The organism is Bifidobacterium crudilactis (assembly GCF_000738005.1).
Classification (GTDB): domain Bacteria; phylum Actinomycetota; class Actinomycetes; order Actinomycetales; family Bifidobacteriaceae; genus Bombiscardovia; species Bombiscardovia crudilactis.
Genome location: NZ_JHAL01000001.1, coordinates 490,986 through 503,801 on the forward strand (window position 1 = coordinate 490,986; position 12,816 = coordinate 503,801).

General features: G+C 57.3%; 7 protein-coding genes. 5 read left to right on the plus strand and 2 right to left on the minus strand.

Features of this window, described 5'->3' with window-relative positions; genetic code table 11:
- Positions 1-141 precede the first annotated feature (141 nt).
- Positions 142-2,400 (plus strand): hypothetical protein, encoded by a 2,259-nt coding sequence (locus DB51_RS01910; RefSeq protein WP_051867161.1) that lies wholly within the window; start codon positions 142-144, stop codon positions 2,398-2,400.
- 125 nt (positions 2,401-2,525) lie between these two features.
- Here DB51_RS01910 and DB51_RS01915 read toward each other — a convergent pair whose 3' ends face one another.
- Both DB51_RS01915 and DB51_RS01920 read right to left on the minus strand, forming a co-directional pair.
- Complete coding sequence (locus DB51_RS01915; protein ID WP_156958183.1) at positions 2,526-5,747, minus strand: glucodextranase DOMON-like domain-containing protein; 3,222 nt, start codon at positions 5,745-5,747, stop codon at positions 2,526-2,528.
- A gap of 228 nt (positions 5,748-5,975) precedes the next feature.
- Positions 5,976-6,989 carry a LacI family DNA-binding transcriptional regulator gene (locus DB51_RS01920; RefSeq protein ID WP_034251286.1) on the minus strand — a complete coding sequence of 338 codons (1,014 nt, stop codon included), beginning with the start codon at positions 6,987-6,989 and terminating at the stop codon, positions 5,976-5,978.
- Positions 6,990-7,190: 201 nt separating this feature from the next.
- Here DB51_RS01920 and DB51_RS01925 point away from each other — a divergent pair, with 201 nt between their 5' ends.
- The 4 genes from DB51_RS01925 to DB51_RS01940 all read left to right on the plus strand — a co-directional run bounded on the left by DB51_RS01925 (position 7,191) and on the right by DB51_RS01940 (position 12,726).
- Positions 7,191-8,825 carry a type 2 periplasmic-binding domain-containing protein gene (locus DB51_RS01925; protein WP_034250845.1) on the plus strand — a complete coding sequence of 545 codons (1,635 nt, stop codon included), beginning with the start codon at positions 7,191-7,193 and terminating at the stop codon, positions 8,823-8,825.
- Between the two features lie 127 nt (positions 8,826-8,952).
- The gene (locus tag DB51_RS01930; protein ID WP_034250846.1) at positions 8,953-10,773 is read left to right on the plus strand and encodes a glycoside hydrolase family 13 protein; all 1,821 of its coding nucleotides are present in this window, start codon (positions 8,953-8,955) and stop codon (positions 10,771-10,773) included.
- A gap of 13 nt (positions 10,774-10,786) precedes the next feature.
- Positions 10,787-11,746 carry an ABC transporter permease gene (locus DB51_RS01935; protein ID WP_034250847.1) on the plus strand — a complete coding sequence of 320 codons (960 nt, stop codon included), beginning with the start codon at positions 10,787-10,789 and terminating at the stop codon, positions 11,744-11,746.
- 11 nt (positions 11,747-11,757) lie between these two features.
- On the plus strand, positions 11,758-12,726 hold the full coding sequence (locus DB51_RS01940) for a carbohydrate ABC transporter permease (RefSeq protein WP_034250848.1): 969 nt from the start codon (positions 11,758-11,760) through the stop codon (positions 12,724-12,726).
- Positions 12,727-12,816: the final 90 nt, after the last annotated feature.

Here is a 12,816-nt window from a genome sequence, read left to right on the forward strand (position 1 = left end):
CGCAACCGTTTTACGGATTGTCCACTTTTCCCGGCTGCCGAGCTCGTTGGTGCACACCCGGAGGCTTCGCATGGATGACGGGCCGGTCCGTGAAAAGCTCGTGCTTCGTAAAGAACACGGACAGGCGAGAAGGAGTAAGTGATGAGTGCTCACGGTTTTCATAGACGGGCTGTGCCACTGGTGGTGTTGGCGCTAAGTCTCATGCTGATGGTGCTGACGGTGCCGTCGTCGCAGGCCGCGGAAGGACTTGTGCGGGCCCAGGACCAGCTGTCGCTTGCCTACACTCATCGCTCGGCTGAGCATCGAATAGGACCCTTGGTGGTCGATGCTCAGGGAAGGCGAGGGTATTGCATGGAAACGGATTTGCCCGCGGAATTATGGTACGGGGATGTCGAAGCCATCGGAGATTCCGAGGACTCCCGTGCGATCGCCTACCTCGCCGAGCGGTATCGCAGTAGTGATGATGCCCTGATTCAGGCTGCGGTGGCCGTCCTGGTGCACGACTATTTCGATTTGCGTATGCCGGATTGGTTGAGCCGTCGAAGCAGCCTGTCGGCGCAACGTCCCGACATCATCCAGAAGGCCGAGGAATTGTGGGCACAGGCCCGGACGGCCATTCCCATCGATGCTCGGAGCTCGGTTGGCTTCACGGAGGCGAAACGTCGTGGATTCGTGGAAGTGCATATCATCAACCCACAGGGAACTGCGGTGGCGGATGTCCCCTACGAGGCGCGGCTGATAGGGCCGGCCGTGTTCGCCGCCAACGGGAAGAGCGACATTGCCGGCGTATCGCATGCGGATGGCTCCCGGCTGGATTGGGTCGCCACCGGCGACGGTCCGGTTCGTGTGGCCTTGGACTACGAATATCAGGGGGTCGAGCGGCTGGTCAGCGCTCAGGATTACCTGCGTAGCTCCGGTGCTCATCGAGCGGCAATCAAGGAACAGGAGATAGAGGTTCGCAAATCGTTCTCCCCGGTGCTGACCTCGCGGGTGCCTCAGCAGGTGCTTGACGGAGGCGAGGGGGTTGAGGATACCGTCAACTCGGATGTCGTGGAGGGGGACGTCTGGGCTGCAGGCGTCAGTTTGAAGGCGCAGGGGTATTTTTTCGAGGGATTGACGGTCGCGGACCTCTCCGAAGAGGTGTTCGCAGGGGGCGGCGATACTTCGGCTGCGGCCCTCGAAGCCTTGGCGGGAAAGGGTTTGCGTCATGCAGCCAGTTCGGAGATAGAGTTTACGGATGCAGGGCAGAGTTTCACGGTCGCGGCGTATCTGGACGATGCGCGAACGCAGCGGTATGCCCTGCCGACGACCGGAGGATTCGGCAGTTGGATTTGGGTCATTGCCCGCGATGAGCAGGACGATGAGAGCAAAGGGTATCTGGAGGGCGACTATGCCACCGCCTTTCCCGATGCGTTGGAGACCGTGTCGGGCAGGTCGCAGGTACTGGTCGACTCGAGTGTAACGGAGCATACCGCGTCACGGGGCAGTGTGCTCAGCGACACCATCACCGTGACGGGTTTTCCTGCTGACCATGGGGAGTTCAAGGGAAATCCCGATTTCGGATTCGCGTCGGATAACGCGGTCGCCAGGGTGAGACTGCTGTGGTCGGGAGACGCCGAGGATGCCCGGAACGATATCTTGTACGAACCGGCAACGCAGACCCCGCCTGAGGGGGACGAACACCATAAGGTGGTCGGCACATGGGAATACCCGGCAAGGAACGGTGTCTTCAAAATAGGTGGCGGCGCGCCCGACGTCCATGGGATGCCGGTGAATATCGTCGCGGACGTCCACGGGTATTACGTCTTCATCTACGAATTCCATGGAGATGACCGTGCCTCCCCGGTGGCTAGCTCCTACATGGATGCCTGGGAACGGGTACGGGTTCTTGAAGATTCGCCACCTCCTGCGGCAACTTTGACGACGAAGGCCAGCCCGGGGAAAGCGAATGTCGGAGATGAATGCATCGATACGGCAGAGATACGGGGCAGGGTCGAGGATGGCTCGTATGTGACCTTCACCGCCTACGGCGCGACTTCTGAGCACACGATGCCTGATCTGCTGCGACCTTTGCTGCAGGAGGAGCGGGTGGCTCTCGAAGCGGATTCGGCAGAGCAGGACGCGAGCAGTCCGGGCGTTCGTGCCGAGCAGGCAGGGGCCGTGTTCTGGAAGGCGACGCTCTGGGGGCCTGACGGCAATATCATCGACGCCCATCATCTCGGCGCGGCTGGCGAGGTGACGACGGTTTCGTCGCTTCCGCAGAGTGCCGCAGCGGAGCGGCAACCGGGCACTGAGCGCTTGGCGGACACAGGATCGGGTGTTGTTGCGAGATTCGCATTGCTGTCGTTGACGCTTGTGGGATTTGCGGTGGCTCTTCATCTGGTGGCTTCGTCGCACTGAGCGGAGTGCCGAGGGTTCTGGCCACGGCGATGTGTGACTGCCGTCTCGTACAGAAGACCACAACGGGCTGTGCCCTCGGAATAGCTCATCCCGAGGGCACAGCCCGTTGTGGTTGTATCGGTGATTCAGTTTTCGTTCTTATGGTGCATGCTGTAGGAGATGCCTCCGGCAGCAAGCAGCAGCAGGGTCACGGCGATAACGGAAGCCATGCTGACTCCGGTGCTTGCCAGCACCTTTTGAGCCGGTTGATGCTTGTCTGTCGTGCCGTTCGCATTCTGCGATGCGGGGGGTCCGCCTTGGTCTTTGCCGCCTGGTGTGGTACCGCTCCCGCCGTCCTCGCCTCCCGGGTTGTCGGTATCCTGCTGTGCGAAGGTCACGAAGGGCAGCACCACCTGCTGCTTCTTCAGACTCATCAGATCGGCCTGACTCTGGCTGCCCGAGATGATATCAATCGCGTTGCTGTCCGTGGTTACGCTGTCATGAGCCGGAGTGTCGGCAACGTTACCCAGGCCGCCGCCGAAACGGTAGTTATGCACGAAGCTCGGGCAGGAATTCAACCCGTCCCAGCAGTCCTTGCTGAATACGGGACGGACGTTGCCGATGCCTTCGGAGTCTTCTGCGCTGCTGAATATCGCGACCTGATATCCGGTGTTGCCCAGATCGATTCCGGTGAGTGCGTCAGACGGCACGGAGGCGACGATGGCGTTTCCTTGAACGACACTGAGGTCGACATCGGCGGATTTGCTGGGTTCGTTGCCGGGCTCATATACTCCGCTGCCATATCGTGCGCCGTTGTTCCTTCCGTCGGCGACTATGGCTTTCTGCCAGGCACCCTCGGTGAAGGTGTTGGTCCCCGGTAGTTCCGCCGTCGCAGCTGCGGTGGAACGCGCCTTCGACGACGATGCCTTCCCCAGATAGATGTTCAGCCTCTGGGTGCTCATGCCGTTGCCGCCCCATGCGTTCGTGATGCCGCCGTCCACGGTGGTGACGAAGCGGATGTTGCCCCCGTCCCGATATACGGAGAAGGTGCGGAGATCGAAGCTGCCCTTGTTGAATGCGCTGTCGCTCGGATACACGTAGCTTCCGGGCCCGTTGTCATCGCCCTTGGGGTCGTTCAGGCTTCCCACGAGTGTGCCGAAAGCATAGACCTTGTATCGTTTGACGGTCATTACTTGGTTGTCGCCGACTGCGGTGACGCGTACGGTATTCGATACATTCGGCAGGTTGACGGTGGTGCTGAATGCTCCGTTCGTCACAGGCACTTCGGAATAGTCTCCGTCGTTGACGGAAATTCGCACGCTGGCGGCATTGCTCTTTCCTGAAACCGGCAGGTCGCGCTTGGCTGCGGTCTCCCCGTCGTTGATACCGGACAGCTCCAGGGTGGGGGCATCGCCAGTGGCCTGTCCATCGGCTGTGGCGTCCCAGTTATCCCACAGACCTGCGTCGAAGTTCAGGCGGCCGAGTTCAGTGGATGACCAGTTGTCTCCCGACTTGATGATGGACGTTCCGCCCACCGTGTAGTTGTGCAGCAGCAAACCCTTACGGTCGGTGCTCTGGTTGCCGATGGAGACGGGTTTGCCGTCGGAATCGGTGAATGCCTTGAACAGGCTTTCCTGGGCACTCTGATTGAGTTTGTTCCATGAGTCGACGTGGAATCCGTTGATGGTGATGCTCTGGGTGTTCTGCATGGCGAAAATACGAATGCCGCAATTGACCATGCCTTCCACATTGGTGTTGGTGAAGGTCAGATTGCTGAAGTTCTTGCCGGTGTCTGCGGTGTTGGTGGCGCCCATGTCCAGATACGAGGACGAGGAATTGAACACGCAGGTGTTGTATTTCTGGTCGTTCCAATACATGCGGTTGTGGATCACATCGGTGTTGGAGACGGCGACGTTGTCGACGTTGCGAGAGGTCCAGCCCCACTGGAACACGGGTCCGTTCTCGTTCTTCCAGATGACGGTGTTGTCCACTTTCACGTTCGAGTGATAGAGCTTGATGACGTCGTCGTTGGAATGGAAGAAGGAGTTGCGCAGCGTGCTGCCCTTGTACATTTCCAGACCGTCGGTCTGCCAGTACCAGCCGCCTATCTGCTGGTAGTTGTTCACCGTCATGGCGAAGGGGCCGTCCTCGTCGCCGTACATCACGAAGGTGTGGTACGGGGGAGAGGCGACCGTCACGCCCTGCAGGTCGAGCGTCTGCGGGGAGCCGGTGGACTCGAATTGCAGCATCTTCACGCATGAGCTGTGGCAGTCGGATTTGTCGGCGGACAGATGGTTGTAGCCGTCTGCGGTATCTGCCTCATAGACGTACTGTTCACCTGAGAGCACGCCGTAGCCGGTGACTTTGAAGCTGTCGCCGGTGGAGAGGAATTCGAATGCACCCTTGACGTAGGCACCTGGAGCGAGATACACCCACTTGATGTTTTTCGGCAGTTGCGCACGATACTTGGACCCCATCCAGTAGGTACCTGGGTCAAAGTACAGGGTATCGATGCTGGAATCGATTGTGTCCAGTCCGCTCATGTCTTTTTGTGTCACGTGTTTGACATTGGAGGCACTCGCGTCGGGTATGTGTTGACTTGCCGAGCCGCCGGTCAGCAGGGGCTGGGCGAATACCAGCATGGCGTTACGCGGCTCGGTGCTGACGGCCTGCCCGCTGGCGGCATCGGTGGTGAGCGCTCCGGAGCCTCCAGAGTTGTCGTTGTACGAAGTGATGAGCTGAGGGTCGAATTCTACCGAGAATCGGTATCCTGCGTCGCTGTATGGAACCTTGATGCGTACGGTGTTGTTGCCGATAAGCGTCTTCTCGAAGTTGTCGCTGGTCGGCCGAATGGTGACCTGATCCGCCGAGCTGATGGTCTGACCGGTGTCCAGCGTCACATCCACGTATGCATCTGCGGAATACTCGAAGGTGGACCAGGACATCGACATTCCTGCTTGAGATGAGAACTCGGCGCCGTCCTGTTCGGTATAGTCGATTTTCCCGTTGCCGTTGCGAGGCACGCTCATGTAGGTGAACGATTTGTACGACTCGTCGGGACTGGATGCGCTGGCGACCTGGGTCGTGTAAAACGGTGACTCCCTCACCGTATCGTCTGCGATGCTGTCAGATGTTTTCTTGGCGTTATCGTGCCACCAGGTGTGCAGGCTTTCGGTATCTGCGACCTGGGTGGCTGATTTTGCGGCCACGTTCTTCTGGGTTGTCGACCCTGCAGTCGGTTCGGCGGCTGTCGCCGTGATGACCGAGCTGCCGAGCATCATGAGTGCTGCGCCGATGGCGGTCAAAGCGATGAGCGAACGTCGCGAAGATGACCGATGGCGTGTAAGTTTCCCCCACTGGGCGTGCATTGAATCTCCTTCTGGTGTTCTTCTATAATCCCCGTTGATCAGTATGCCCTAGTCGCATCGTTGCGGGGCACGAAAACAAGTGTAATGTATTGAATCTTTTGCGCAAGTTTCCAGTGGTTTGCATCCAGAACGGCGAGTCAATCCCTGAACTGGGGGCAGAACATAGGGTCTTCGTGTCGTAGCGACAACGGGAGCGACCTCAGGGATAGCGGATGTCGAGGAAGGATTTCAGCGACTGCTGCAGCGTCCGGTGGACTCGCGAACGATGAGTTCGGGTTCGAAGAGGAGCACATCGCGTCGATTCGCCAGTTTCTTGTTGTCCATCATGGCCATCAGCCCATTAACGGTGGATTGGCAAATTTTATCCACTGGCTGCCGGACCGTGGTCAAGGATGGGGACATGTACCTCATGGCAGGTGAATCGTCATATCCGGTGACGGAAATGTCTTTCGGAATGCTCAGGCCAAGAGAGCTGGTCGCCTTCACGGCACCCAGGGCGAGTTGGTCGCTTGCACAGGCGATTGCGGTGGCACCGCGCTCGATGAGAGCGCGCGCGGCCATTTGTCCTGATTCGACGCCGTATGTGGTCCATGCGGTCATCTCTTCATTGTGCAGTATGTGCTCATCGAGGAAGAACTGTTGCGCGGCCTGGTATTTCAGGATGGTCGGATAGTGGTTTTTATCGCCCAGCAACAGTCCGATATTTCGGTGACCGAGGTCTCTCAGATGGCGCAGGGCCATGGTCATGGCGGTCTTGTCATCGGTTCCGGCGTAGAGACCGTTCATGTCTCGTGCCGCTCCGTTCAGGAATGCGGACGGGATGTTCCTCTCACTCAGGGACCGGTAGGTGCTGAGACCTGTGTCCTTCGTGTCGTATTTGCCGGCAAGGAAGATTGCCGCAGACAGGGGTTGGTTCTGGAGCATGGCAAGATAGCCGTCTTCGGAGGTTCCTGAGGGCGTGTATGTGCATACGATGACCAGGAATCCGCGCTGTGCGAGCAACGTGGTGAGCGATGTGATGTATTCGGGAAAGATGGGGTTGGACAGATCCGGTGTGATGATGGCCACCAGCCGTGTGCCATTGCGCTGGAGTCTTTCCAACGGCATTCCGAGAGACGTTATGGCTTCGAGCACATTGTCGCGTGAGTCGTCGGAGACTCCCGGTTTGGCGTTGATGACGCGGGAAACCGTCGCCTGGCTGACGCCTGCTTTGGCTGCTATGTCTGCGAGTCTTGTTGCCACTGTTGGTGCTCCGATCCAAATGACTGCTTCGTCCATTGTGCCGCAGGGCGGGTATAAGGCATTCATTCTAATGAAAGAAACTGCAAGAGTTGCGAAAGAATTGCAATGGGTTTACACTTTCAAATGCCTGAGATGGTGGATTCCATGCAGGCAGCAACTATGGCGTTGCACATGGATCGAAGATCAAGGAGGAGACTTCGCATGGTGAAGAAGAGCGTGATGTGGAAGGCCGGGGCTATGGCGTGCGTCGCTGTACTGGCGCTTTCCGCTTGCGGTGGCGGCAACGATTCCGCCACTACCAAAGACGGCAAGCCAATCGTGACCGTTCAGATCGTCAAGGACGCACGAGCTGAGAAAATGGCGAAAATGGGCTGGACCAAGGATCTTGAGAAAGCCTGTGATTGCTCCATTCAGTGGCAGGAAGTCGCGAGCTCGTCCTGGGATCAGCAGAAGCAGGCCTCGCTGGCTGCAGGTGAGGTCGCTGATGTGACCATCAGCGGTTTCGGATCTGGCGATATGGGCCAGTATGGCAGCCTGTTCATGGACCTCAAGCCGGAACTCAAGAGCATGCCCAACCTTTCCAAGCTGTTCAAGGCCGAGCCGTATTCACAGGTCATCTCAACCACGACCGACGGAAAGATTCTCGGTTCCCCCACCGTCGCCCGCCCTGTGACCGCACGAACCAGCAATCACATGTTCATCAACAAGCAGTGGCTCGACAAGCTTGGTCTCCAGGTGCCCACCACCTGGGGTGAGCTCGAAACCGTGCTCAAGGCCTTCAAGACGCAGGACCCCAACGGCAATGGCAAGGCCGACGAGATTCCGATGGACTTCAACTCCCCGGGAACCGGTGGTTTCGGGCTGTTCCAGCCGAACGTGCTTCTTGCAAGCGCCGGCATCACCGTTCCAAACGGAGCATTGGGCATGTACGTCAAGGACGGCAAGGTCCAGAATTATCTGACTGACCCGAATTACAAGGAGCTGATTTCCTACCTGCACAATCTCTGGTCGGATGGGGTCATCTCGTCGGAAGCATTCACGCATGACTGGTCGAAGTATACCGGCACCGCAAAGGGCAACGGCACGACAGCGACCGTCGGTTTCACATGGATGTGGACGCCTTCCGATATCTTCGGACCTCAGCTCGCCAGCCAGTATGTGACCATCCCCTCGCTCAAGATGGATGCCAACCAGACCGAAACGCCTGTGTGGGCATATAACGGTGACGATCTCGCGTATCAGGCCGATAGGGCAGTGGTATCCGCCAAGGTGAAGAACAAGGAAGCCGCACTCAAGTTGGTCGACGCCTTCTACAGCCCTGACATTTCGATCCAAGCTCGTTACGGTTCCTTCGGGACCGCAGTCAAGCGCAATGCCGAGAACGATTACAAGGTGCTCGACCCTCCCGCGGATCACAACGGCGCATCCGACTGGCAGTTCTATCAGTCGCTGGCAGACGGTGCCCCGGGCTGGATCAGCGAGGACATGAAGCTTGACCTGCCTTCCGCACATACCGAAGTCAAGCCGGTCGATGCGGTGTACGACAACGATTACAAGAACGTCGACTTCAACAAGGACGTCCTGTATGCGAACATGCCGATGACGCCGGAGCAGACCTCCACCTTGAACGCCAACAACACCGGTATCACCCAGGGCGCGATGAGCAAGTTCGCACAGTGGGTCACCAAGGGTGGAGTCGACAACGAATGGGATGCATACGTCGCCAATCTGAAGAAGAACAAGCTCGACGAGAACATCAAGCTTGAACAGCAGATCTACGACAGCTTCAAGAAGAACATGGACACCATCGGAGTCAACCTCAACAGCACGAACTGAGGTTGCGGTTTCTCATCCCGGGAAGGTCTCATGGCGAGACCGTCCCGGGATGAGTTCCGATGAGTATGAGCAATGCCGCCCGAAGAACATTCGTGCGGCATATCAATGAGAGCAAAGAAGAGCAGTCATGACCACTAAGCAACGTCAGCTCATTCCTGACGACGTACACACCAATGGCGCGACACCTAATCCCTGGTGGTCGAATGCGGTCGTGTATCAGATATATCCGCGTTCGTTCCAGGACAGCGACAATGACGGCTTCGGTGACCTCAAGGGCATCGCATCCCGTCTCGAGTATCTGGCGCAGTTGGGGATTGACGCAATATGGCTGAGCCCTGTCTATCGTTCGCCCCAGGATGACAACGGATACGATATTTCCGATTATCGCGATATCGATCCGATGTTCGGGACGTTGGACGATATGGACATGCTGCTCTCCGAGGCGCATGCCTTCGGCATCAAGATCATCATGGACCTGGTGGTGAATCACACCTCCGACGAGCACGCATGGTTCCAGGCTTCGCGTGACCGCAACAGCGAATACGCGGACTGGTACTGGTGGCGTCCGGCACGCAAGGGATGCGAGCCCGGGACTCCCGGCGCGGAGCCGAATCGATGGGGCGGCACCTTCGGTGGTTCCGCATGGCAGTACGATCCTCAACGAGGCGAATATTATCTGCACACATTCTCGAAGAAACAGCCCGACCTGAATTGGGAGAACCCCTCGGTTCGTCATGCGGTATACGACATGATGAACTGGTGGCTTGACCGAGGCGTTGACGGTTTCCGCATGGATGTCATCACCTTGATCTCCAAACGTATTGATGAGCAAGGAAAGCTTCCGGGAGAAGATGGCGGAGCGATTGCCGACGAGGAGGCTGGCGAGGAAGGATATTCCAGCCCGTGGCCTTTCAGTATGGACGGTCCCAGACTCGATGAGTATCTCCAGGAAATGAGGCGAGAGGTCTTTGCGGGTCGTAAGGGTCACCTCACCGTTGGCGAAGGCCAGGGTATTTCGCCGCAGCGCAATGAATACATCACTGATCCGGAGCATGAGGAACTCGATATGCTGTTCCTGTTCGACCATGTCGGTGTGGACCAGAATGGTGCGAAATGGAATATGGAACAACTCGAGCTTCCGAAGCTTAAAGCCGCGATGGTCGAACAGCAGGAAGCGGTCAAGCATAACGGTTGGGCCAGCCTGTATTTCAACAATCACGATCAGCCGAGAGCCCTGTCACGGTGGGGAGACACATCTACCCCTGAAATGCGGGTCAAATCAGCCAAAGCGCTCGCCTTGATGCTGCATATGCATAAGGGAACTCCCTACGTGTATCAGGGTGAGGAAATCGGCATGACCAATGCGGGGTTCACCAAGCTCGAGCAATATCGCGACCTGGAATCCATCAACGCATATCACCAACGCGTGGATGAAGCTCAAGTTCAAGACGGAGCCTCCATGATGGATTCGCTGGCAAGGGTGAGCCGCGACAATTCGCGCACGCCGATGCAATGGGATGATTCGACCTACGCCGGTTTCACATCCGAGAATTCGTCGAATACGCCATGGCTTGCGGTGAACAAGAACAAAGACACCATCAATGCTGCGGATCAAAGGGACCGCCCTGATTCGGTCTTCTCCTTCTACAAGGAGCTCATCGATCTCAGGCACGGCAATGTGGTGGTCGCCGCGGGTGACTTTGCAGCTCTCGACGTGCAGGACGAGCATATCTACGCGTTCACAAGAAGCATCGGAGAGCAGCGTCTGCTGGTAGTCGTCAATGCTTCCTCGCAAGCCGCCTCTCTACCCGAGCAGACCGCTGCGCTGCTCGCTGATGCCGATGACGCGTCCCGTGTGCTCATCGCCAACGAGGATCACCAGAACATACTTCGACAGGTGGCAAGGCGAAAGCTCGAAGCCTGGTCGGCATTGGTTTACGAAATCTAGGATGGAGAAAGCTATGGGTGCAGTCAATGACGGTGGGACCGTTGTGGTTGACAACATCGAGGCGCGTCGGCATGAGCCGTTGTTCAAACGCATCGGATCGCATTTCAAACAGTATTGGCAACTATGGGTCTTGGCCTTGCCCTCAATCGTCTTCGTGGTGATATTCGCGTACGTGCCGATGTACGGTGTCCAGCTCGCTTTCCGCAAGTATGACATCACCAAAGGCATGACAGGCGGAGATTGGGTCGGGTTCCAGTACTTCGAACAGTTCTTCAACGACCCGATGTTCAAGGAAATCATACTGAACACCTTCCGCATCAGCTTGTGGACCCTGGTGATGGGCTTCATCGCCCCGATCATCCTCGCCCTGCTGATCAACCAGATCGGCAGCTCCAAGGTCAAGGGATTCGTGCAGACGATCACCTACATGCCGCACTTCATCTCGACCGTGGTTATGGTGTCGATGCTGCAGATCTTCCTCTCTCCCGGAACGGGGCTCCTCGGCCGTTTCCTCGGCAGGGAGAGTCTTATGGGCGATCCCAAGTCCTTCACCTCCATCTACTGGATTTCAGAGGTATGGCAGCACATGGGGTGGAACTGCATCATCTACCTTGCCGCACTGTCTTCCGTGGACCTGGCTTTGTACGAGGCGGCGAAGATTGACGGAGCCGGTCGCCTGCAGCTCATCAGATACGTGGATTTGCCGACGATCATGCCGACGGTCGGTGTGATGCTGATCCTCAACATGGGTTCGGTACTCGGTGTCGGCTTCGAGAAGGTCTGGCTGATGCAGAACACCTTGAACATCACCGCTTCGGAAGTCATATCGACGTATACCTACCGAATAGGCATACTCGACAACCAGTTCTCATATTCGACGGCCATCGGACTATTCAATTCCGTGGTGAACTTCGTGTTCCTGGTGATGGCAAACGCCATTGCCAAGCGCGCAAGCAACACGAGCATCTTCTAGGGAGCGAAGACATGTCATTTTTCCAACGTGGTGCCTCAACAGTACCTTCGGTGATACCGCCGAAGAGAAGCCATCGCAACGCTTCGCTGAACCGTCCCCTGAAACAGAAGAAAACGGTGTCCGATCGGGTGGTGGATGCCGTCATCGGTCTGATCATCGCCCTTATCGTGGTGGCTATTCTGTATCCACTGTGGTTCATCGTCATTGCATCGTTCTCGGACCCGACGGCTGTCGCCACCGGTCAGGTGAACCTCATACCGAAAGGTTTCAGCGTTTCCGGCTATGCCAAGATTCTGACGGATGAACGTATCTGGATCGGTTACCGGAACACGATTCTCTACACCGTGGTCGGCACGGCCGTCAATCTGGTGGTGACCATCCCCTCGGCCTTCGCCATGTCGCGTCGTGAATTCAAACCCCGCCGCATCATTATGTTCCTCTTCGCCTTCACGATGTTCTTCAGCGGCGGTCTGATTCCCAGCTACCTCTTGATGAAGCAGCTCGGACTGCTTAACAGCATGTGGGTGTTCATCCTTCCCGGTGCGTTCGGTGTGTATAACATGATCATCGCGAGATCCTTCTTCGAAGGGTCGATTCCGGAGGAACTGCGAGATTCCGCAAGGGTCGATGGAGTGTCCTATTTCGGATTCTTCTTCAAAATCGTGCTGCCTTTGTCGAGTGCGATCATCGCGGTTATCGGACTCTACTGTTTCGTGGGGCATTGGAACGACTACTTCACCGGTCTGATCTATATTCGGGACCAGGATCAGCAGCCCTTGCAGAATATTCTGCAGATGATCCTGTTGGCCAACCAGACCGATTCAGGTTCGGCGGGTATGACGGCCGCGCAGTCTCAGAACTTTGCCGACCAGATCAAGTTCGGCATCATCATCGTCTCCACGCTGCCTCTGCTGGTGATCTACCCGTTCCTGCAGAAGTACTTCAACAAGGGTGTCATGATCGGCGCAGTCAAGGGCTGATCGTCGCACCTGTGAGTTCACCGCTCCGACCTCGTCGATGTTGCGCGAGGACGGAGCGGCTTATGATTTTCCTGTCCACAAGGCGTCCGA